The 20,489-nt window shown below is 71.9% G+C and carries 21 protein-coding genes and 1 pseudogene; 15 read left to right on the forward strand and 7 right to left on the reverse strand.

Going from position 1 to position 20,489, the window contains the following annotated elements; genetic code table 11:
* Window positions 1-148 precede the first annotated feature (148 nt).
* The 3 genes from A949_RS34835 to A949_RS34840 are packed head-to-tail and all read left to right on the forward strand — an operon-like array spanning window position 149 to window position 4,982.
* A complete protein-coding gene (locus A949_RS34835) occupies window positions 149-1,501 on the forward strand; it encodes an ATP-grasp domain-containing protein (protein WP_019359350.1) in 1,353 nt (450 codons plus the stop codon).
* On the forward strand, window positions 1,498-3,519 hold the full coding sequence (locus A949_RS0127905) for a PEP/pyruvate-binding domain-containing protein (RefSeq protein ID WP_019359351.1): 2,022 nt from the start codon (window positions 1,498-1,500) through the stop codon (window positions 3,517-3,519). Before A949_RS34835 ends, A949_RS0127905 begins: the two co-directional genes overlap by 4 nt.
* On the forward strand, window positions 3,516-4,982 hold the full coding sequence (locus tag A949_RS34840) for an MFS transporter (RefSeq protein ID WP_019359352.1): 1,467 nt from the start codon (window positions 3,516-3,518) through the stop codon (window positions 4,980-4,982). Before A949_RS0127905 ends, A949_RS34840 begins: the two co-directional genes overlap by 4 nt.
* An 86-nt stretch (window positions 4,983-5,068) precedes the next feature.
* On the opposite strand, the gene A949_RS0127915 is transcribed toward A949_RS34840, so the two are convergent.
* Complete coding sequence (locus tag A949_RS0127915) at window positions 5,069-5,701, reverse strand: hypothetical protein (protein ID WP_019359353.1); 633 nt, start codon at window positions 5,699-5,701, stop codon at window positions 5,069-5,071.
* Between the two features lie 163 nt (window positions 5,702-5,864).
* Here A949_RS0127915 and A949_RS39800 point away from each other — a divergent pair.
* A pseudogene (locus A949_RS39800) lies at window positions 5,865-6,142 on the forward strand (IS630 family transposase); the annotation flags it as partial.
* A gap of 246 nt (window positions 6,143-6,388) precedes the next feature.
* On the opposite strand, the gene A949_RS0127925 reads toward A949_RS39800, so the two are convergent.
* The 3 genes from A949_RS0127925 to A949_RS0127935 form a co-directional block, all read right to left on the reverse strand.
* Window positions 6,389-6,805 carry a nuclear transport factor 2 family protein gene (locus A949_RS0127925; RefSeq protein WP_026005098.1) on the reverse strand — a complete coding sequence of 139 codons (417 nt, stop codon included), beginning with the start codon at window positions 6,803-6,805 and terminating at the stop codon, window positions 6,389-6,391.
* Between the two features lie 219 nt (window positions 6,806-7,024).
* On the reverse strand, window positions 7,025-7,456 hold the full coding sequence (locus A949_RS0127930) for an Rrf2 family transcriptional regulator (protein WP_019359356.1): 432 nt from the start codon (window positions 7,454-7,456) through the stop codon (window positions 7,025-7,027).
* Between the two features lie 298 nt (window positions 7,457-7,754).
* On the reverse strand, window positions 7,755-8,438 hold the full coding sequence (locus tag A949_RS0127935) for a DUF5701 family protein (RefSeq protein ID WP_037707908.1): 684 nt from the start codon (window positions 8,436-8,438) through the stop codon (window positions 7,755-7,757).
* Window positions 8,439-8,765: 327 nt separating this feature from the next.
* Between A949_RS0127935 and A949_RS0127940 the strand changes: the two genes are divergently transcribed.
* Window positions 8,766-9,419, forward strand: a complete 654-nt coding sequence (locus tag A949_RS0127940) for a TetR/AcrR family transcriptional regulator (protein ID WP_019359358.1) — start codon at window positions 8,766-8,768, stop codon at window positions 9,417-9,419.
* A gap of 65 nt (window positions 9,420-9,484) precedes the next feature.
* On the opposite strand, the gene A949_RS0127945 is transcribed toward A949_RS0127940, so the two are convergent.
* A complete protein-coding gene (locus A949_RS0127945; protein WP_051019663.1) occupies window positions 9,485-10,423 on the reverse strand; it encodes a LysR family transcriptional regulator in 939 nt (312 codons plus the stop codon).
* A gap of 110 nt (window positions 10,424-10,533) precedes the next feature.
* On the opposite strand from A949_RS0127945, the gene A949_RS38310 reads away from it, so the two are divergent.
* Window positions 10,534-10,926, forward strand: coding sequence for a hypothetical protein (locus tag A949_RS38310; RefSeq protein ID WP_026005099.1), 393 nt, complete (start codon window positions 10,534-10,536; stop codon window positions 10,924-10,926).
* A 318-nt stretch (window positions 10,927-11,244) separates the two neighbouring features.
* Here the strand turns inward: A949_RS38310 and A949_RS0127955 are convergent, their stop codons facing one another.
* Together A949_RS0127955 and A949_RS0127960 are read right to left on the reverse strand one after the other, a co-directional pair.
* A complete protein-coding gene (locus A949_RS0127955) occupies window positions 11,245-11,484 on the reverse strand; it encodes a hypothetical protein (protein WP_019359361.1) in 240 nt (79 codons plus the stop codon).
* Window positions 11,485-11,727: a hypothetical protein gene (locus A949_RS0127960; RefSeq protein WP_019359362.1), complete on the reverse strand. Its 243-nt coding sequence runs from the start codon at window positions 11,725-11,727 to the stop codon at window positions 11,485-11,487. It abuts the gene before it with no gap.
* A 41-nt stretch (window positions 11,728-11,768) separates the two neighbouring features.
* Here A949_RS0127960 and A949_RS0127965 point away from each other — a divergent pair, with 41 nt between their 5' ends.
* The 9 genes from A949_RS0127965 to A949_RS0128005 all read left to right on the forward strand — a co-directional run bounded on the left by A949_RS0127965 (window position 11,769) and on the right by A949_RS0128005 (window position 20,421).
* The gene (locus A949_RS0127965; RefSeq protein ID WP_019359363.1) at window positions 11,769-12,194 is read left to right on the forward strand and encodes a MerR family transcriptional regulator; all 426 of its coding nucleotides are present in this window, start codon (window positions 11,769-11,771) and stop codon (window positions 12,192-12,194) included.
* Complete coding sequence (locus tag A949_RS0127970; protein WP_019359364.1) at window positions 12,191-12,607, forward strand: carboxymuconolactone decarboxylase family protein; 417 nt, start codon at window positions 12,191-12,193, stop codon at window positions 12,605-12,607. Before A949_RS0127965 ends, A949_RS0127970 begins: the two co-directional genes overlap by 4 nt.
* A gap of 764 nt (window positions 12,608-13,371) precedes the next feature.
* Complete coding sequence (locus tag A949_RS34850; RefSeq protein ID WP_051019664.1) at window positions 13,372-13,794, forward strand: hypothetical protein; 423 nt, start codon at window positions 13,372-13,374, stop codon at window positions 13,792-13,794.
* Between the two features lie 583 nt (window positions 13,795-14,377).
* Window positions 14,378-15,289 carry an STAS domain-containing protein gene (locus A949_RS0127980; RefSeq protein WP_019359366.1) on the forward strand — a complete coding sequence of 304 codons (912 nt, stop codon included), beginning with the start codon at window positions 14,378-14,380 and terminating at the stop codon, window positions 15,287-15,289.
* Entirely contained in the window at window positions 15,286-15,675 is a 390-nt protein-coding gene (locus A949_RS34855; RefSeq protein ID WP_019359367.1) for an STAS domain-containing protein, read from the forward strand. Before A949_RS0127980 ends, A949_RS34855 begins: the two co-directional genes overlap by 4 nt.
* Window positions 15,672-16,241 carry an ATP-binding protein gene (locus A949_RS0127990; protein ID WP_019359368.1) on the forward strand — a complete coding sequence of 190 codons (570 nt, stop codon included), beginning with the start codon at window positions 15,672-15,674 and terminating at the stop codon, window positions 16,239-16,241. Before A949_RS34855 ends, A949_RS0127990 begins: the two co-directional genes overlap by 4 nt.
* On the forward strand, window positions 16,238-17,281 hold the full coding sequence (locus tag A949_RS0127995) for a SpoIIE family protein phosphatase (RefSeq protein WP_019359369.1): 1,044 nt from the start codon (window positions 16,238-16,240) through the stop codon (window positions 17,279-17,281). Before A949_RS0127990 ends, A949_RS0127995 begins: the two co-directional genes overlap by 4 nt.
* The gene (locus A949_RS0128000; RefSeq protein ID WP_019359370.1) at window positions 17,278-18,567 is read left to right on the forward strand and encodes a SpoIIE family protein phosphatase; all 1,290 of its coding nucleotides are present in this window, start codon (window positions 17,278-17,280) and stop codon (window positions 18,565-18,567) included. The genes A949_RS0127995 and A949_RS0128000 overlap by 4 nt, the downstream gene beginning before the upstream one ends.
* 270 nt (window positions 18,568-18,837) lie before the next feature.
* Window positions 18,838-20,421, forward strand: a complete 1,584-nt coding sequence (locus A949_RS0128005) for an FMN-binding glutamate synthase family protein (protein WP_019359371.1) — start codon at window positions 18,838-18,840, stop codon at window positions 20,419-20,421.
* Window positions 20,422-20,489: the final 68 nt, after the last annotated feature.

Here is a 20,489-nt window from a genome sequence, read left to right on the forward strand (position 1 = left end):
ACCAGGCGGCGGGGCCGAGCCACCGCTCGACACCCCGGACAGGACAAGCGATGGGAGACGAACTTCAGTGAGCACAGTGCTGTTGGTGCATGCCAAGGGTGGTCCGCCGCTCGGTCACGTCCTGTCCCGGGCGGCCTCGAGAGCGCAAGTGCACTTGTTGGCGCTCAGTGCGATTCCCGCGACCGTCGCCGCTTCCGCCGAAAACCTGTGCACCTCGGTCGTGACGCCCGCCGACGCGGAGCGCTCGGACCTGGTCTCGCTGATCACCTCGCGGGCCGAGGCCGTGGGCGCGGACGCGGTGCTCACCTTCTCCGAGTATGCGGTCGTAGCGGTCGCCGAGGCATGCGAGGTGCTCGGCCTCGCTGGGGCCGGCGGCGCCGCAGCGTTGGCCCGCGACAAGCGGATGATGCGGCGCACCTGGCAGCGCAGTGGCTTGCCGCAGCCTGAGTTCCGCCCGGTCGCCACGCAGGCGGAACTTCGCGAGGCCGTCGCCGACCTGCCCGCCCCCATGCTGCTGAAGGCGGCCTGGAGTGCAGGCTCCACCGCCCACCAGATCATCGGCTCCCCGCAGGAGGCCGACGCGGCCTGGCGGCGCTCGCGCGAGGTGATGGCCGAATCCGCCCAATCGGGCTTCGCCGAACTCCATGTGGCCGAGGCAGAGGCGCATTTCGTGGTCGAGGAGATCGTGACGGGCGCCACGGCGCAGTGGTTCGACGAGCCCGGTTGGGGCGACTACGTCAGCGTCGAGGGGGTGGTGGCCGAGGGCGTCTTCCACCCGGTCTGTGTCAGCGGCCGGATGCCCACGGTGGAGCCGTTCACCGAGCGTGCCACTATCACTCCCGCGCTCCTTCCCGCAGACCTCCAGGACCGCGTGGTCGCCCTCGCCCGAAGGGCTGTCGACGCTCTCGGCCTGCGCGATTGCGGCACCCACACCGAGATCAAACTCGGGGCCGGCGGGCGCATGTGGCTGATCGAGACGGCCGCCCGGTTCGGCGGTGCGATGACTGTGCCGCAGATCGAGGAGGTCTTCCGGCTCGACCTCGTCGGCATGCTCGTGGACCACCTCCTGGGTCGCCCGGTCTCCTGGCCCGAGCAGGCCCTCGGCCCCGAGCAGGCGCGGGGCGCAGCAGGCTCCCTCGTCGTCCTCGCGGTGGACGGCCACGGTGCGGCCTGGCGGGACCGCAGGGTCTGGGACTTTCCCGCGGTGCAGCATGCCGTCGCACTGAGCGAGGGCAGCAAACTCTCGGTCGTCCCGGACAGTTCGCTGCCCGACGGCAGCATCGTGCCGGTCTACGATCCCGTCGGCGGAGCCAACACGATGGCGGCCCTGTGCCTGCTCTTTGCTGACGACGCGCGCACCGTGCTCCGCGATTTCACGGCCCTGGTGAACGCCCTGCCCGCCGTGCTGCCGCCGCCCGTCGTGCCCAGCGTGCCGCAGTCCGCGCCCGCCGCCGGCTCCCGGATCCGTCCGGCCGCGGAGCCCGAGGGGGTCCCCGCATGAGCGGCCGCGTTGCCGACCGGTTCGGAACCGGCGCACCGGAATCCTCGACCGACAGCACAGTTGTCGGCGAGAATCTTTCGCTGCCGCTGTTCCGCACGCTTTCCGGGGTCCTTTCCGGCCACCCGTACCTCAAGGTCGTCGTCGACCGGGCCGAGGGCACCTGGCATCTGCTCGACACGGCCGCGCATCCCTTCCACGTCAACTACATCGCGACCCAAGTGCTCGGCATGGATCTCGCCGAACTCGACGCCACACTCGACGAGTTCAACGCATCCGTCTACATGGACCCCGAGCGACGCTTCCTGCTCGGGGTGCTGTCCCTGCACACCGACGAGGACCCGGAGGGTCGTGAGCGCACCTTCCTCGTGCTGGAGACGACCGAGGCCGACACGATGCACGGGGGGTTGCTGGAGTTCTTCTTCACCTTCGTCCGTGAGCGCGTCGACGGCAGGCTGCCGCTCCTGCTCAAGCCCGCCAATCACGGCCAGGAGGAAGAGCTGGCCGCAGTCAGCGAGCAGCGGGTGCCGCGTATCCTCAGCCACGAACTCTTCGGCACCAGGACCCGGACCCCGCTCAACCCCGGTGAGGCGACTGGCAGGTTGCGCTGTTTCCGGAGCGTGGAGGAGTACGAGGCGGCGGTCGACGGGCTCGGCTGGTCGGACATCGTCGCCATGCCCTCCCTGCCGGACAACGTCGAGCGGGTGGCCGGGCTCATCAACACCGAGCCCATCACCCCGCTGTCCCACACCAACGTTCTCGCCTCCGGATGGGACATTCCCAACGCGATCCTCCGCGATCTGGAACAGCTCGTCGAGAAGGACGGCCTGGACGGCGCCTGGGTCCGCTACCGGGTTCGCGAGGACGAGATCACCCTTGAGCGGCTGGATCAGGCCCCAGAGCTGCGGGCCCCGGCCTGGCATCAGCAGCGCATCCGGCTGGAACCCCCGCTCCTCGAGGACGCGCCCGTGCTCTCCCTGTACCGGCTGCGCAGCGCTGACCGGGACCGCTACGGCACCAAGGCGGCCAACCTCGGAGAGCTGCATCAGGTACTCGACAGCCGCACGGCCGATCTCACCGGGTTCTACGGTCGCCCCCGCCCACCACGGGAGGACCTGTACGGGCACCTGGCGGCCAGGCTCGGCCTGCGCACGCCCTCCGCTGCGGAACTCCGCGCGGCTGCGGTGTCCTTCGTGGCCGACACGGTCGAGGCGCCCGAGGGCATCGCCTTGCCGTTCTCCCTCCAGCACCGCTTCCTCACCTCCTCTCCGGCGCTCCAACAAGGCATCGGCAAGCTGAAGATGGCGCTCGAACTCGATGCGACCGACGTGCTCGACTCGCTCTGCCTGCATGTCCAGCACCTGATCAGGCACACCCCGATACCCGAGTCCGTCGCCAGGGAGATCACCTGCGTCCTCCCCGCCCCGCTTGCCACGCGCGGCCGCCTCGTGGTGCGCTCCTCCTCCAACGCCGAGGACCTTCCGGGCTTCTCCGCGGCCGGCCTCTACGATTCCGTCACCACCGTCCGCGGCACCGACGAACTCCTCGACGCCGTGCGCCGCGTCTGGGCCTCCCTGCTCTCGCCGCGCAGCGTGCGGCTGCGCCACCAGGCGGGCATCTCCCTGGACGACACGTACATGGGCGTGATCATCCAGGTGTATGTCCCCGCTGCGCTCGGCGGTGTCCTGGTGACCTGCAACCCGACCCGACGCCAGGACTTTCGCAACGTCTATCTCAACTGCTCGCCGGGTTCGCCCGAACAGGTCGTGGAGGGAGCCGTCCTGCCGCAGCAGTACTGCTACAACACCGTCGAGGGGGGCGGCCGAACCGTCGACCTCGGTTCCTGGAGCGAGGGGCTGTCCGCCGGTACGCGCGCCCGACTTGCGGACCTGTCGTTGACCGGGCGGCTGCTGCAGTCCCACTTCAGTGCACCCGAGGTGGACGCCCCCCTGGACATCGAGTGGCTGCTGACCGACCAGCATGACTTCCGCCTGGTCCAGATCCGCCCCTACGCGCTGTGAGCGCCCGCCTCCAGCGCTCGCGCTCCGCCGCGCGGCCTGCGGCCACTCCTCTGACCGGCGCCGCCCGCCGCATCATCCGGCTCAACTACGGCTTCCAACTGCTGTTCAACCTGCTGTGGTGGATGCCGGTGTTCTACGCCTACCAGAAGGATGCCGGCCTCTCCGACGGGCAGATCTTCGGTATCCAGAGTATCTACTATGTGGCCTTCTGCCTCTTCGAGATCCCGACCGGGCTGATCGCCGATCGTGTCGGCGCCCGCAACTGCCTGCGGGCCGGCGCCATTGTGATGACGGCGGCGAATCTCGCTCCGGTGTTCAGCGCCTCGTACACCGGCTTCCTCGTCCACTTCCTCGCGATCGCCGCGGGCCGCTCCCTCACCTCGGGAGCGGCCAGCGCCTACCTGTACGACGGGCTGCGTGCCGAGCGATGCGACAAGCACTACCTGAAGGCGGAGGGCACGGCCCGAGCACTCGGACTCGCTGCGAAAGTTCTGTGCTGGCCACTGGTCGGGCCGCTGATGGCCCTCGCTCACCCTGCTCCGTACGTCCTGAGCGCCGTGAGCGCGGCGGGCTCCCTGGCCTGCGCCGTGGCCCTGCCCCGGTTGGCCGTCCCCGGCGGGGCGGGCGGCACGGCATCATCGGGCCGAACGAGGAAGGAGTCCGGGGCTTCGGGGGGTGGCCGCGGGCGCGGTATCTCGCTGGGCGACGCGAAGGCCGCACTGCGCTGCATCGCCTCGTCGCCATGGCTGGCACTGGTGATGGTGCAGGGCGTGGCCGTGTTCACACTGTCCCGGATCTGCCAGGTCAACCTCTTCCAGCCGATCCTGCTCGACCACGGCATCGGTGAGTCTTCACACGGTGGGGTGCTCGCTGCCATGACGGTGACGGAGGCCGTGGGCTCGGCGCGCCCCCAGTGGCTCGGTACCCGCCTGAGACCGGTGGCCTGGGTGTCCGTCCTCAGCCTCGCCCTCGCGGGCACCCTGGCGGGCATCACCCTCGGCGGACCCTGGACGGTCGTCGCCCTGCTCTGCTTGTTCGCCGCCGCCACCGGCTTCGCCTACCCGATCCAGCGCAAGCTGGTCAACGACGCCGTTCCCGCCCACGCCCCGCGGGCGACGCTCTTGTCGGCCGAGTCGATCGTGGACCGCGCAGTGTGCGCACTGGCGGCCGTCGCCGTGGGTGCCTACCTCTCCGCCGGACGCCTGGACGCCCTGCTCTGGCACAGCGCCCTGGCGACCGCTGTACTTCTCGGCGCCTTCCAACTCGTTCTGCGCAGCGGGGTGATGCGGCGCGTTCCCGACGGGACGGGCAACGGGAACGCCACCGAGGAGACGGCCGACCGCCCCCTCCCGGGCGCGGCGGCGGACACGGGTGCTCCGCCGGCGTCCGGCGCACCTGGGAGGCCAGGCGCGGGCGGGGCAGGACCCCCGACATCGGACGCACACCCCAAGGCCGGAGCGTAGGAAGCCACATGTCCACCCCCCTCCCGGGGGCGAATGGAGCCGCAGAGGCGCTTGCACGCGGCCCGCCGTGCCGCCGCTCTCGGGCGTCAGGAGCCGTGCGTCAGGCGTTCGATGACCCGGGCCGGGAGGTAGGTGGGACGGGAAGGCTGACCGACCTGGTAGGCCACGTAGCAGAGCGAGGCGGCGACAGCGGTCTCCTCGGCGGTCTCGGCCTCGTAGACGAGACGGCAGCCGTTCGCGTCGGCCCTGGCACGCTCCCAGAGAGCGGGTGCGGGCTTGCGCTCAGCCTCGGTGCGCGGAGTGAGGATCCGGTCGCCGAAGTCCTCCCAGGCGAAGGGGGCGGAGCCCTTCCAGGCCCTGTCGACCTCCTTCTTCAAGGCGGCAGCACGCTCGGCGTCCGTCTCACCCCAGGAGGACGGGACGTTGGTGATCAGCCCGACCTCGATGTTCCGCTTCCGCAACTCGCGCAGATAGGCGGCCGCGCCGGGCATATAGCTGATGCTGGAGTCCTCGGCCGTGTGCACCAGGGTCTCGCCCAAATCGAAGTAGACGATGACGCAGCCGCGTGCGGCGTCCGCCCGCGCCCCGGCCGGAGCGTCATGCGACACCTCCACGGGCACGGCCGCGTTCGCCGCAGTACCCGGCGCGGCCCACACCAGTACGGCACCTGAGAACGCGAGGCTCGTGCGGAAGAAGCCGCGGAATGCGGATCTTGTCATGGTGGTCGGCGCCCTTCTCCTCGACGCATCTCGTGGATGCACATGTCCGGTGCGTGACACGCGGCCGGTCCAACGTGGCCCTCGCATGCCCGGAAGAACGTTCCGTTCCCTCCCCGCCATACCCCTGAACAGCGCACACCACTCGGCCCCCGCCTGAGCTGTGGAAGAAGGAGGTGTGGCCGCAGGTAGAACAGCCGCGGCGGCGTCCGGGGCCCGGATCCCCTTCGCGGACGGGCCGGGCAGTCAGTCGATGACGCCGCCGCGCGCGAAGACCTGGGCCGGATCGGCCAGACGCTGGTGGTGCGGTTTCGTGGACGCTGCTCCGGCCGGCTCCCGATGGCGGGCATGACCTGCTACGAGACCGGCGAGCGTTCCCGGCTGATCCACGCGGTCCGCGAATACAACGGGCGTGAGAACCAGCCCAAGGGCTTCGGATCGCGCAAGCGCATCCAGTACCGGCCACACCTGATCGACTGCTGCCTCGCCGCCACCGGCCTCGTCATCGATGAATGACCGGCATCATGCATTCAAGTTCAGTGGCCACCGGGACTGGAGCCCAAACGGTGGGGCAGGTCAGAACGTCTCGGAGGTCTGTGCGGTGGCGTCGTCCACGGCCACTCCGCCCGGCGATGACCCCACTGCGTCCAACCCGGACGCTCCCGGCCACAGGGCCCGAGCATTCTCTGCTCAGTCGGCGTCGAACGCCTCGGCCACCGTCAGCGTGTCCTCGTGCAGCTGCAGGCGAACGATCCGCCCGTCCTCGACCACCAGGTGCACGGCCACCGGTGTGGTGAACTGCTTGCCGGTGGTCACGACGGTGTGGGTGAAGACCGCCAGCAGCACCACGTCACCACCGTCGACGATGACGCGCTCCAGTGTGACGCTGCTCCTGCCGTGCTCGAAGTGCGGCCACATCGTCGTGAAGTACGGCGCGACCTCCGCTCGGCGGGTGCGGCGTCCGGTCCAGGGCAGCGCGTCACTGCCCGGGACCTGCCAGTCGATCTCCGCGGCGAACAGGTCCTGGATGCCGTCGGGGTCCTGCCTGCCGAGGCGTTCCACGAACTTCTCGGCCACGGCCCGCGAGGTCTGAGCGTCTGTTGTCATCGTCCTTGTCCTTGTCGTTCGTCTCTTCGTCGGCTCGTCGAGGTGTCGGTCGGGCCCCGGGCCGGGCGCAGGGAGTGCTTGCCGCTCAGCGGCCCGTCGGGCTGCGCGAGCGCCCGGCCGGTACGCGATGGGCCGCTCTGATCGTTGATGTAATGATGTTTGTTACATTGAGGGCCGCAGGAGGCAATTCCCCTCGGTCCGGGGGAGGGTGGTCTGGGGTCAGGCGGCTCTCAGTACGTCCCGCAGTACGTCCTCCAGCGTGGTCTTGGCCAGCTCCGCACGCAGAGCGGCCTCCACCTCGTCGTACACGGCGGTCATCGCAGGTCCGATGCCGTGCCCCACGACGCACTCGGGGTCCGGTGGCGTCCGGTGCAGCGCGAAGACCGGACCTGGTTCGATCGCCTGGTGGACGTCGAGCAAGGTGATCGCCGCCAGTTCCCGCGCGAGCGTCCAGCCCGCCCCGGCCCCCCGCCGCGAGTGGGCCAGGCCTGCTTTGCGCAACTGGCCCAGCAGTCTGCGGATCACCACAGGGTTGGTGTTGACGCTCGTCGCGATCTGCTCGGAGGTGGCGACCTCATGGCCGCGCCGCTGGTAGAGCCCGATCCATGTCAGGGTGTGCGCCGCGATGGTCAGTCTGCTGTTGGCGCTCACGTCGGACTCGGCCCCCTCGTCTTCCTCGCTCCTGCGACTGGTCGTAACCGTAATAGTTACAAGAACGGACGGCAACTCCTGCGCTGCCGGATCGATCCCGTCGGGAGCCCCGGAAGGGGAGCCCGGATTCGCCCCCCGGCTCCCATCCGCGTGAACCGGCGTGCAGGGCGCGGCCCGTGGGAGGGCTGCCCCTGTCGGGACGTTGCGCTGTTCGGCAGCCGCCAAGCCCTCCAAGGCCGCGACAGCCCTCCAAGGCCGCCACGGCCGTCGACTTCCATGGGTCAGGGCGGGGCAGGTCCTAGGTTCTGCGGCCTTCCGCGGAGGCGAATCCGAGCCAGGTGTGCCGGTTGCGCCACCAGCACCAGCCGACCTTCGCGGCGCCGCGGCGCTCCCGCCCGTCCCGGCCGGTGCCGTTGCTGATCCACAGGGCCGGGGTGCGGGCGTCCAGGGCGCCGTTGGGCTTCCGCAGCCGGGAGCCGATGGTCATGAAGCATTGGTTGCGTTCCAGCGCTGCCGGCTGGTGGAGCACCCACTGGATGCCCTCGGTGAGCAGGAGCGGCGTACGGCCCTGCTCGGCAAGGGCGGGCAGGGCCTCCTCCGGACTCCAGTTGGCCATGTGGTCGCCGCGGTCGATGCCGGCGGCGAGGTAGAGGGGGGCGTCGGGCAGGTCGATGCCGCAGGGGGTGAAGCGGTCGACGTCGGTCATGTCGCTGACGACAAAGCCGGGCTTGTCACCGCGGCGGAGCAGCGGGGCGAGCGCGGAGGCCGGAACCCGGTCGGGGTGAACGGCGAGGAGGGCGCCCTCGTCGGTGGCGGATTCCGCGGCGAAGGCGCGGAGGGTGTGGGCGGGCAGTCGGGCCAGGTCGTGCACGCCGAGGGCGATCAGGTTTTCCGCCTGGGCGGTGAGCGTCGGGAGTGTGGGTATGGGGGCGGCGGACGTCGAGGTGGACAAGGCACTCCCTGAGGTGCGGGGAACGGGCATGGGTGAGTCGGCGGGGGCGGCCGGATCGGCCCTGGCGGGTCGGCGCCGATTCCCGGCGCCGATCGGCGTCGTGCGGGGCCGGGAATCGGCGCGCGGCGGCGGTGGATGCGAGAGCGGGCTTTCGGCGGCGTGGAGCAAACGTGCGGTACTGCCCATACGGGCGCAGGGGCGGTCAGGGTCCATCAGGAGCAGAGCAGAGCAGAGCGGGTGCGTGCGTGAGCCCGTCGTGGAGGATCCGCACCGTCGAAGAAGCTTGCTATCAGTATAAAAATACTCGCGGCGAAGAAGGGGGTCAACATAAAAATGCTATCGGTGTAAGATTTTTTCATGGCCGCCCGCACCGCACCGCCGACTCCGCAGCCCGGACTCCGTGAGACGAAGAAACAGGAGAGCCGTCGGCTGATCTCCGATTGCGCCACCCGGCTGTTCCTCGCCCAGGGCTTCGAACAGACCTCCATCACCGAGATCGCCGCCGCCGCGCGGGTGGCGAAGAAGACGGTCACCAACTACTTCCCGCGCAAGGAGGACCTGGCGCTGGACCGCCAGGACGCCTTCATCGCCTCGTTGGCCCGCACGGTCACCGGCCGCCGGCCGGGCGAGTCGGCGCTGGCCGCGCTGCGCCGCGCCTTCGGCGACGCGGTAGCCGCCGCCGACCCGGTCGCCGGGTTCTCGGGAGCCGGGTTCGCGCGCATGGTGGCCGACAGCCCCACCCTGACGACCCGGCTGCGCGAACTGCACGACCTGCGCGAAGCCGCCCTGGCCAGAGCGCTCACCGAGACCACCGGCGCGGAACCCGACGACGTGGGCGTACGCACCGCCGCCGGACTGCTCGGCGCGGTCCACCGCATCCTCTTCGACCGCATCCAGCGGCTCACCCTCGCCGGGGAGGATGAAGCTCGGATCCGCACCGAGATCACGGCAGCGGCCGAGGACGCCTTCGGGCTCGTCGAACCGGCCCTCGGCGGCTACGCCATCGCTTGATAGCTGGCCGCTGCCCGGCGCCCGGCGCCCCGTTCGCACTCCGGATCCCGTCCGGGCGGGAGCCGTCAGGTCTGCCGGCCGACCACCGCACGTGTCGCCTCCCGCACCAGGGCGACTGCCGGGTCGTCCCGGCGTGCCGTCTGCCAGACCAGGGCGGCGGTGGTCCGGGGGAGCCCGCGGACCCGCACGTAGGCGAGCCCCGGACGCCGGTAGAGCGTGGCGGCTGCCTCGGGGAGGAACAGCATGGCCCGCCCCTGGGCCACCGCGAGCAGTGCGGCCTCCAGGTCCCGGCAGACGGCCCCGAAGCGTACGGGTGTGCCGTCGGGGCGCGGGTTGGCGGTCCAGTAGTCCCACCACATCCGGGGGACTTCGGGCGGTACGTCCACCACGGTGTGCTCGCGGAGTTCCGCGAGGTCGACGCCGTCGCGCTCCGCGAGGGGGTCCGAGGCCGGCAGGCAGGCGACCCGCTGCTCGTGGGCCAGGGTCACCCCCTCCAGGTCGGGCGGCAGCGGCGGCCGCAGGAAGGCGGCGTCCACCGCCCCGCGGGCGAAGGCCTGTACCTGCTCGACGAAATCCACGTTGCGCATCTCCACCCGCACATCGGGATGGTGGCGTGCCAGATGGCCCAGCACCTCCCGGGCGTACGGCATGGCCGTCTCGGCCCCGATCGCCCCCAGCCGCACCGTGAGCCGGGAGGACGAGGCCAACTCCGCCATGCGGGCCCGCGCCTCCAGCGCCGTCCGCGCGTACCCGACCAGCTCCGTGCCTTCAGCGGTCAGCCGGCACGATCTGCCGTCGCGTTCCGCCAGCTCGACCCCGAGCCGGTGCTCGAGCGCGCGGAACTGCTTGCTGAACGCGGGTTGGGAGACGAACGCGCGGGCCGCGGCGCGTCCGAAGTGCCGCTCCTCGGCGAGCAACAGGAACAGCCGCAACTGGTGGAAGGTCGGATCCTGGTGAACGGTCGGACCGACGTTCCCTGCGGCTCCCGCTGGACCTGCAACCATGCCCGCCAGGCTATCGCCGAGCGCGACAAGTCATCACCGAATGCCTTCCATGGCCACCGAATCGCCCACCAGACTCGGTTGCGGTACCGCCGCCAACACCGAGGAGAACGATGAGACGCTCAGGATCGCCCGCCGGTGCATCGCGAAGGGCAGCCGCCGCAGTCGGGGCACTGGGGCTGGCCCTGGCGGGAACAGTCGTCGGCGCGACGCCGGGCAGCGCGGCCTCGCCTCCGTCCGCCGACGCGGTCGACTGCTCCTGGGCCCACTCCAACAAGGACGCTGGAGCGGGCGGGACGACCACCTCCACCCGGATGCAGGCCGGCCCCTACGGGGCGTGCGGCACCGTCGTGGTGGCCGGACCCGGGGTGAAGATGTACTACCACTGCTACGTCGTCAACAAGTACGGCAACAAGTGGTCCCACGTGCGGGCTGCGGGAACCTCGATCAACGGCTGGGTCTGGAACGAGCACCTGGACGACGGGGGCAGCACGAAACGGTGCTGATGCCGCGCCCGAGCAGCCTGCGGGGGGAGGCATCGAGGCGCTTGCCGGAAGCCTGACACCGGCTTCCGGCAAGCGCACTGGTGCCTGCACAGCTTCGGCCGGCGCCCGACAGCGAACTGCCCAGGAGCCTCCGGAACGACCATTCCGGTGCAGGCCCGGGCATCCCGACACCGGACGGGCTCTGCTCACCGGATCCCGGAAGGAGCACGCCCTGCCGGTCGGTCGATGGCGTCTCTCCCCACAGTCCCCGCGGGAGAGGCGCCATCGTTCACCTGCCGCGGTCCCGCCCGGCACGCCCGCCGCACCGATCTGTCGTGCTCAGGGAGCGACGGCGGCCTCGACGGGTTTCGCACGCAGCGCGACCGACGTGGGGAGCGGGACCGCCACGAACGTGAGCGCGGCCGAGGTCCCGACGATGGCCGGATGGAGCCACGCAGGTCCGCCGGTCAGCACCGACCCGTCCAGGGCCGGCCCGAGCGGGATGAGCGCCCCGGCGGCGACCCCGGTTCCGAGCACGATCCCCACCAGCGCCGTCAGCAAGGCCTCGACCGACATCATTCACCTCGCCTGGCCGCGGGTGGAGCCGATCAGCCGCTGCAGCGCGAACTCGTCGCGCCGGGCGTCGGTCGCCACGATCAGCGAGCTGACCAGTGCGATCACCGTATGGCCGACCACCACCGCGGCCATCAGCGAGTTCGCCACCCGGCCGGTGCTCTCGCTCCGGGTGTCCGCCGCGCCCGCTTCCGCGCGATCCGCGACGACGTCGGTCGGCAGCCCGCGGTGTCCGGCCCGCCCGGGCAAAGCTTGACTTGGAGCACACTCCAGGTTCTACGGTCTTCTTCATGACCGACGGAAGCACCCTCCCCGAGCGGAACCGGCAACCCGCCCTGACGATCGCGCAGGTCGCCGAGCGGACCGGCCTGTCGCCCGACACCCTGCGCTACTACGAGCGCGCCGGGCTGATCGAACGGGTCGGGCGCACCACCGGCAACCAGCGCCGCTATGCGGCGGCCGACCTGGCCTGGCTTCAGTTCCTGCTGCGGCTGCGCGAGACCGGCATGTCCATCAGCGACATGCAGCACTTCGCCCGGTTGCGGGCAGCCGGGACCTCCACCGTCCCCGACCGGCTGGCCATGCTGCGCGCACACCGCAGCGACCTCGCCGAACGCATCCGCAGCCTGCGCCGCAACGCCACCGCACTGGACGCCAAGATCGACCACTACGAGCAGCTGCTCACCGAGCAGCCGGAAACGGACACCCCCGCATGAGCGCCACCGCAGCCACCACCCGCCAGGACCGCTTCGCACACGGCCTGGAGATCCTCACCCAGGTCGACGGCGAGGGAGGACAGAAGGTCGTCGACTCGCTCGCCGACATCAGCCCCGAACTCGGCCACCAGGTCGTCGCCTGGGCCTTCGGCGAGATCTACGACCGACCCGCCCTGCCCCCGCGCGACCGCCAGTTGGTCACCCTCGGCATGCTCACCGCCCTCGGCGGCTGCGAGCCCCAGCTGGAGGTGCACATCAATGCGGCCCTCAACGTCGGGCTCTCCGCCGAGGAGATCGTCGAGGCTCTGCTGCACTCGGCCGTCTATTGCGGGATGCCCAAAGCCCTGAACGCCACCTTCGTCGCCAAGAAGGTCTTCGCCGAACGGGACCTGCTGCCCGTCAGGAACCAGTAGCCGCGACAACCGGGCCGGGCCCCGGACCACCCGCGAGGATCACGGTACGGAGAGCACCGCCGTCGCGGACGAGCTGTCCCCGCTGCCGCTGGAGCGGCTCCCCGGCGGGCCCCGAGAGGGGGCACACGGGCCGGGAAGAACCCGACCTCTGTCGGCGCCCGTTCCTGGGCTCCGGGGGAGCGGCAACCGGAGATCGGGTTGCCGCGGGCGGCAGGCGACAGGAGATCACGTGCGCATACGTGTCGGTGTGGTCGGGCTGCGGAGAGGGCTGTTCCTGGCGGGCCGGTGCCGGAGGATCGGCATGCGGGTGGTGGCGGCCTGCGATCGGGACGCCGGCCGGCGGGACGCGGCGGGGAAGGAACTGCCGGAGGTGCTGCTCACCGACCGGTGGGAGGACCTTCTGGACCTGCGCTTGGACGGGGTGGTCCTGGCCAACGACTCCGACGCACCCGCGCCGTTGGCGATCGCGTTTCTGGGGCGGGGCGTGCACGTGCTCTCCGAGCGCGCGGCCTGTACGAGCACGGCAGAGGGACGACTGCTGGTAGCGCGGCGGAACGGTCCACCGCCACCTACTCCTTCGCCGGGAACTTCGCTCCGGGGTGACAGGCGCGGGGCCGTCCCGGCCGGAGCTTCGGCACCCGGGGCGACGGCTCACCTTATTCGGCGCATTCCCGTGCCGGTGCTGCACCGGGTCACGCCGACGGGCCCGCCAACTGCAGGGAGACCACCTTCCCACCGCTGAGGCCGGTGGTACCTTCCCCCGCATGCATCCGGATGTGATCCGCAATCGGTTCCGCGAACGCAGCGACAGAATAGGGAACTTGGGGATTGTGCTGTTGATGGTGGCGGCCGTTCTGTGGGTCTGGTGCGGTGTGCTCCTCACGATGTCCTATGAGGTGCAGCGCCGCTTCAGTGATGAGTCCTTTCAGTGCGAGCCGCGGCTGTCCACCGATGCGGGAACCGCCAATCAGGGCGGGACGGAGACCCCCTGCGCGGACGAACGGGACTGGCCCGAGGTGGTCGCCCTCCTGGGGTTGTCCGTCCCGGTGTCCGTCGCGGGTGCGGCCTTCCTCACCTACGGTCGGCTCAGCATCCGGATGAGCAAGCATGCACAGGCGCTGGAGACCGCCCACCGGGCGGCCGCCTCCGGGAGGGCGGCCACCATCAGGAGTGAGGACGGCCCATAGTGTGCCCGGCTCCCGCTGGCGCAGGCGGGAGCGTCGGCGCCTCGTCGGGAGCCGGCGTGGTCGTCGTCCGGTCGCCTCCGCCGCACACTCCGTACGGGAAGACCGCAGGTCGCGGAGCGGCGAGAGGCCATGGGGGAGGCCCGGGCCAGGGGGCGGCGCGTGGGATGTGAGATGCTACGAATGCAGCAACTCCGTGCTTAGACAGCAGGCACACCATCCGCGGGAGCGGACTGTGGCGTGCCGTCGCGTCGACTTCCTCCCGTCCCCCACCGGTCAGCAGACGGGAGCATCGAGTTTCATGAGTGCCGCCGCCGCAGATTTTGTGCCGCACCCTCCCGATCGGGCCCTGCCCGCCCCCTGGTGAGGAGAGCACCCGAGGCCGCCGGGGACGCGCCCGGACCCGGTCCGGGTCGGCGCCCGTCCGGCTGCTGTGTGCGCCTGCCTTTCCGCCGTTCCCCCTGCCGCCTTGCCCGTGCCCGGTGCCGCCCTGCGCGGCCGGGATCCGGCCCGGCGGCAGGCTCCGGTGGATGAGCGGTGCCCGGGTGGGTACGACAGTCGAATGTGTGAGTGAAGGGTTCCGTTGATGAGTGTCACCGAGTCCGCCCTGCGCGAGCGCCTGTGCGAGGCGCTGGTGCGGCGGGGCGACGAGATCGCCGACCGCTGGGTGCGGCAGCAGGTGGAGCGGGTTTCGCTGAGCGAGGGGCTTGCCCAGGAGGACCTGCACGAGGAAGCGGACGCGCTGGTCGCCGCGTTGCGCCGGGGCATGGCGAGCGAACTGCCCACGGACCGGGTCGTCGCCTCCCATCAGGAGCTGCGCGAAGCAGTGATCGACATGTCGATGCGGCGAGCGCGTGCGGGTTCCTCACCGACCGCGATCTCGCTGTCCGTGCTGGCCCTGAAGGACGTGCTGCTGGAGGCGGCGCAGCAGGAGTCGCTCGCGGCCGACGACATGCTGGCGGCGGCCCTGCTGCTGAACCGGCTGCTGGACGCCGCCGGTGCGCTGTGCTTCGAGACCTACGTCGAGGGCCGCGAGGAGATCATCCGCAGGCAGAGCCGCCAGTTGCTGGAGGTCTCCACCCCGGTGGTGCGGCTGTGGCGGCACGTGCTGGCCGTGCCGCTGGTCGGCACCCTGGACACCGCGCGCAGCCAGGTGGTGATGGAGACCCTGCTGGAGGCCATCCAGCAGCACGAGGCGACGGTGGCCATCATCGACATCACCGGCGTACCGACGGTGGACACCTCCGTCGCCCAGCATCTGATGCAGACCGTGCAGGCGGTGCGGATGATGGGCGCGGACTGCGTCATCAGCGGCATCCGGCCCGCCATCGCCCAGACCATCGTCCAACTGGGCATCGACCTCTCGGACATCCTCACCCGCGCCAACCTGGCGGACGCGCTGGCCACCGCGGTGCGGCTGACGGGGGAGGACGGGGCCGGGACCGTCTCGGGGCCGCTGTCGGCACCCGGAGCGCCGGAGGTGCGGGCGGCGCCGTGAGGGGAGGACCGGTACCGATTCTGCGGCTGGGCGACACACTGGTCACCGGCCTGCTCAACGAACTCGACGACTCCTCGGCTCTCGCGCTGGCCGAGGAACTGACCGACCGCATCGTCTCCGACCGGGCGCGCGGGGTGCTGATCGACATCTCCCGGGTGGAGATCATCGACTCCTTCGTGGCGCGTGCGCTGATGGAACTTTCCACGATGGCGCAGCTGCTGGGGGCCCGGGTGGTCGTGGCGGGCATGCGGCCCGCCGTGGCCATCACCCTGGTGGAGCTGGGCATCGAACTGAAGGGCGTGGAGACGGCGTTGAACGCCGAGCAGGGCATGGCGGCCCTCGGCTGGCGCCACGCGTCCTCCGGCATGCAGGAGTCGCCGACGTGAGGACTTTCGGCGGCGCCGACGGCGAGCGCGGCGAGCGGCCGGCCGCCGGACAGGGAGCCCCCGCACGCGGCCGGACCGCCGGTCCGGCGGTCCCGGGGCGGCGCGCGGAGCCCGGGAAGCGTCCGCCGGAGCCTGCCGACGGCTCGCCCGGCGCGGGTGAGGGGACCGGGGCCGCCACCCATCTGGTGCGCACGGACGAGGATCTGCTGCTGGTGCGGCACGCGGTGCGCGCGGCCACGGTGGAGGCCGGGTTGAGCCTCGTCGATCAGACGCGGGTCGTCACAGCCGCCAGCGAACTGGCCCGCAATGCCTATGTGCACGGCGGTGGGGGCGCGCTGACCATCGAGCAGCTGCGGCACGGCACCCGGTGCGGGGTACGCCTGACGGTGCGGGACGAGGGCCCCGGCATCGACGACCTGCCCAGCGCCCTGGCCGACGGGTACACCACCGGGGCGGGGCTGGGGCACGGCCTGGGCGGGGCGCGGCGGCTGATGCACGAGTTCGAGGTGCGCTCGGAGCCGGGCAGCGGCGCCGTGGTCACCGCCGTGCGGTGGAGCGAGCGGTGAGCGGAGGCGAGTCCGGGGCCGTGCCGACGGCGCAGGTGCGCATCGACCACCACAGCGCTGTCCATCTGGCCGCCGACCTGGCCCGGCGAACGGCACGGAAGTGCGGGCTGGACGGCTCGCTTCCGGACCAGGCGGCCGCTGTCGCCAGCGAACTGGCCAGCAATCTGGACAAGCACGCGGGCGACGGTGTCGTCTTCCTCCAGCCCCTCCCGCTGGGCGCGGGATTCGAGGTGCTGGCCGTCGACCGCGGGCCGGGAATGGGGGAGTTGCAGCGCTGCCTGGCCGACGGCTACACCACCACGAACACGCTCGGCACCGGCCTGGGCGCGGTCAGCCGGGTCGCGGACGCCTTCGTGATCCGCACCCGGGTACCGGACGGCACCGTCGCCTCCGCCCGGTTGGCGCCCCGCGCCGGCTCCGCGGCCGGAGGGGCTGTACCGCCCGGTCCGGACGGGCTGCCCGGCCATCGCGTGGGGGCGATCTGTCTGCCCGCCGAGGGCGAGGAGCAGTGCGGGGACGGATGGTTCCTGCACACCGCCGCGGGGCAGGTGACGGCGGCCGTGGTCGACGGACTGGGGCACGGCGAGGCCGCGGCCCGCGCCACCCGCGTGGCGCTGCGCGTCGCACAGGAGGCGCCGGACCGCGCCCTGCCGGCGCTGATGGCGGAGATGCACCGGGCTCTGCGGCACACCCGCGGCGCCGCCGTCGGGCTGGTGCGCCTCGAACCCGGACGGCTGCACTTCTGCGGGGTCGGCAATGTGCGCGTCTGCGTGCTCCACCACGACCGGTCCCCCCGGCGGATCGAGAGCCGGCCGGGGATCGTCGGATGGAACCTTCCCACCCCGCACGTCCGCACCGAGCCGCTGGCGGCCGACCGGCTGGCGCTCGTGCACTCCGACGGTATCCAGGCCCGCTGGGCGCACGACCCCTCCCGGTTCCTGTCGCAACTGCCGGCGCCGCTGCTGCCCGCGGCTCTGGCACACCGGCACCGCCGGCTCCGGGACGACGCCACCGCCCTGGCACTGACAGGACTGCGATGAAGCAGATGAGAGAGACGAGACAGGAGAGCGGCCGGCTCACCACGGTGGGTGGCGTGCGGCGAGCCGTGCGCCGCCTCGCCGGCATCCACGGTGTCCCGGCCGAACTGCGCGCCCGGCTGGTGGTGTCCGTCGCCGCCGTCGCACGGGACGAACTCGCCCAGGGCCGCGGTGTGCGGGTCAGCCTCGCGCAGGCGGGCGCGGGGGAGAAGCCCGGGGCCGGCGCGGCCCTCGCGTGCGTCCTGGCCCCCGTGGGCACCGTGTGCGGGGCCGGCCGGCGGGAGTTCCACGGACTGCCGCTGCCCGCGACGGCCGCCGCGGACGGTGCCGCGGTGTGGCACCTGCCGCCCCGCACGCCCGGGAACGGCGCCGCGCCTCTCCCGGAGGGCGGGGCGGTCCCCGACGGTGAGGCGGTCCCCGACGGTGAGGCGGTCCACGAGGAACTGCGCGCGGTACTGGACCGCTGCGACGCCGTGGAGGCCGAGCACCGCCTGCTGAAAGAGGAGTTGGAGGAGACCAACAGCGGGGTCCTGGCCCTCTACGTCCAGCTCGAGGAGCGCGACGAGCAGTTGCGCCGCGCCCACGGCCAGATGCTGCGCGAGCTGGAGGACGCGCTGCGCCCGGCACCGCTCGACGTGTCCGGTCTGGAGCTGGCCGTGCACTACGCCCCGGCCGACACCGACGCACCCACCGGTGGTGACCTCTACGACTGGTTCCAGCTGCCGGACGGCACGGTGCACATCACCGTGGTCGACGCGCTGGGGCACGGGGTCCGCAGCACCGGAGCCGCGCTGAACGTCACCCAGACCGTGCGCACGCTCGCACTGGAGGGCCACCCGCCGGGGACCATCGTCGAGCGGGCGAGTGAGATCCTGGCCAGCATCGACCCCCAGCTGCTGGCCACCGTCCTGCTCGCCCGGGTGGACCCCGAGGGCGGGGAGGTGCTGCTGGCCAACGGCAGCCACCCGCCGGCCCTGGTCGTACGCGAGGACGGAGCTTCCTCCTACCTCCAGGTGGCCGGACGCGGGGTGGGGTTCCCGCTGCCGGGCAGCGAGGACGTGCTGCGGGCCCGCCTCGCCCCCGGTGACCTGCTGGTGCTGTACACCGACGGGCTGACCGAGAGCCGCAAGGATCCGCTGGAGGGCGAGGTCCGGCTGGTCGAGTCCGCGGTCCGGCACCGGCGGCGCGCCATCGAGGAGATCCCCGAGGCGATCGCCGAGGACATGCACACCGTGGTGCTGCACCCGGACGACACCCTCGCCCTGGCACTGCGGCTGCCCCGCGGGTGAGCGGCCGGCCGGCCAGCGGGTGGGCGGCCGGTGGGCCGGCGACCCGGTCGGCCGCGGCCTGCGGCCGGACGGGGCCCGGCCGGCTGGGAGGCGTGAACTCCTCCGTGCAGGGCACACGGACCGACGCACACGCCATATCCGCCGAACCGGGGAGGCGGCGAGCGTGATCACGTCGGCACCCGGCGCCGTGCGGCCCGGGGGTGAGGACACCCGTGGTGCACCTCGGCCGCCGCACCGCCGCCTCGCCGCCGACCAGGGACCGTCTCCACAGTGATCAGAATCCTCAGCGTCGCAGCCCTCGCGCTCGCGGCCGTGCTGGCCGCCGCCCTGTCCGTGCAGTCCCCGTGGTGGTGGCTGCCCGCCGCGCTGCTGCTCGTACCCGCCGTGACCGGTGTGTACGACCTCCTCCAGCGCAAGCACGCGGTGCTGCGCAACTACCCGGTGCTGGGCCATCTGCGGTACCTGCTGGAGAGCATCCGCCCGGAGCTGCAGCAGTACTTCATCGAGCGGAACCACGACGGCCGCCCCTACGACCGCGACACCCGCGACCTGGTCTACCAGCGGGCGAAGGGCACCGCCGCCGAGGAGCCCTTTGGCAGCGAGCGGGACCTCTACGCCACGGGCTACGAGTTCCTGACCCCCTCCCTGGGCCCGGTGCCGGCCGCCGAGACACCGCCGACCGCGCGCGTCGGCGGCCCGGAGTGCACACAGCCCTACGACATGGCGCTGCTCAACGTCTCGGCGATGAGCTTCGGATCGCTCTCCGCCAACGCCGTGCTCGCCCTCAACCAGGGCGCTGCCCTGGGCGGTTTCGCGCACGACACCGGCGAGGGCGGCATATCCGACTACCACCTTCGGCACGGCGGCGACCTGGTGTGGGAGATCGGCACCGGGTATTTCGGCTGCCGTACGGAGGACGGCGGCTTCGACCCGGACCAGTTCGCCGAGAAGGCCGCGCTCGACCAGGTCAAGTGCGTGGAGCTGAAGCTCTCCCAGGGGGCCAAGCCGGGCATCGGCGGCGTGCTCCCCGGCGGCAAGGTCAACGCGGAGATCGCGCGGGTGCGTGGGGTGCCGGAGGGCCGGACCGTGATCTCGCCGCCCTACCACCGGGTGTTCTCCACACCGCGTGAGCTGGTCCGGTTCCTCGCCCGGATGCGGGAGCTGGCCGGCGGCAAGCCGGTCGGCGCCAAGCTGTGCGTCGGCAGCCGGCGCGATGTGCTGGCCCTGTGCAAGGCCATGCTCGCGGAGGGGACCGCGCCCGACTTCCTCGTCGTCGACGGCGCCGAGGGCGGTACGGGCGCCGCGCCGCTGGAGTTCTGCGACCACATGGGTCTGCCGCTCTCCGAGGGGCTGATGACGGTGCACAACGCGCTGGTCGGTACGGGACTGCGGGAGGGGATCCGGATCGGCGCGAGCGGCAAGGTGGCCACCGGCGCCGACATCGTCAAGCGGCTGATCCAGGGCGCCGACTACACCAACGCGGCCCGCAGCATGATGTTCGCCGTCGGGTGCATCCAGGCCATGAACTGCCACACCAACGCCTGCCCCAGCGGCGTCGCCACCCAGGACCCGCGGCGTGCCCGGGCGCTCGACGTCACCGACAAGTCGGCGCGCGTGCACCGCTTCCAGGACGCCACGGTCCGCAGCGCCCTGCGGATCATGGCCGCCATGGGGGCGAGTTCGGTGCGCGAGCTCGGACCGCACATGCTGTGCCGTCGGCTGGACCCCGTCACCATCCGTTCCGCCGCGCAACTGCACGAGTGGCTCACCCCGGGCCAGTTGCTCAAGGACCCGCCGGAGGACTGGGCCGCCGACTGGGCTGCCGCCGACCCGGACCGCTTCGCGGCTGCCTGACCCGTACCTCGTCGTTTCCGCATCCGGCCGCCGAGCGGGCGGTGCGGGCGCGTGCACCGCGCGCCGCA

The sequence above is a fragment of the Streptomyces sp. AA1529 genome (assembly GCF_000280905.1).
GTDB lineage: Bacteria > Actinomycetota > Actinomycetes > Streptomycetales > Streptomycetaceae > Streptomyces.

Excerpts from the sequence above, each read along its gene's own strand:
- A949_RS0127905 (WP_019359351.1), top strand. The coding sequence starts at position 1,498 with ATGAGCGGCCGCGTTGCCGACCGGTTCGGAACCGGCGCACCGGAATCC.
- A949_RS0127915 (WP_019359353.1), bottom strand. The coding sequence starts at position 5,701 with ATGACAAGATCCGCATTCCGCGGCTTCTTCCGCACGAGCCTCGCGTTC.
- A949_RS0127925 (WP_026005098.1), bottom strand. The coding sequence starts at position 6,805 with ATGACAACAGACGCTCAGACCTCGCGGGCCGTGGCCGAGAAGTTCGTG.
- A949_RS0127935 (WP_037707908.1), bottom strand. The coding sequence starts at position 8,438 with ATGCCCGTTCCCCGCACCTCAGGGAGTGCCTTGTCCACCTCGACGTCC.
- A949_RS0127940 (WP_019359358.1), top strand. The coding sequence starts at position 8,766 with ATGGCCGCCCGCACCGCACCGCCGACTCCGCAGCCCGGACTCCGTGAG.
- A949_RS0127945 (WP_051019663.1), bottom strand. The coding sequence starts at position 10,423 with ATGGTTGCAGGTCCAGCGGGAGCCGCAGGGAACGTCGGTCCGACCGTT.
- A949_RS38310 (WP_026005099.1), top strand. The coding sequence starts at position 10,534 with ATGAGACGCTCAGGATCGCCCGCCGGTGCATCGCGAAGGGCAGCCGCC.
- A949_RS0127955 (WP_019359361.1), bottom strand. The coding sequence starts at position 11,484 with ATGATGTCGGTCGAGGCCTTGCTGACGGCGCTGGTGGGGATCGTGCTC.
- A949_RS0127965 (WP_019359363.1), top strand. The coding sequence starts at position 11,769 with ATGACCGACGGAAGCACCCTCCCCGAGCGGAACCGGCAACCCGCCCTG.
- A949_RS0127970 (WP_019359364.1), top strand. The coding sequence starts at position 12,191 with ATGAGCGCCACCGCAGCCACCACCCGCCAGGACCGCTTCGCACACGGC.
- A949_RS34850 (WP_051019664.1), top strand. The coding sequence starts at position 13,372 with ATGCATCCGGATGTGATCCGCAATCGGTTCCGCGAACGCAGCGACAGA.
- A949_RS0127980 (WP_019359366.1), top strand. The coding sequence starts at position 14,378 with ATGAGTGTCACCGAGTCCGCCCTGCGCGAGCGCCTGTGCGAGGCGCTG.
- A949_RS0128000 (WP_019359370.1), top strand. The coding sequence starts at position 17,278 with ATGAAGCAGATGAGAGAGACGAGACAGGAGAGCGGCCGGCTCACCACG.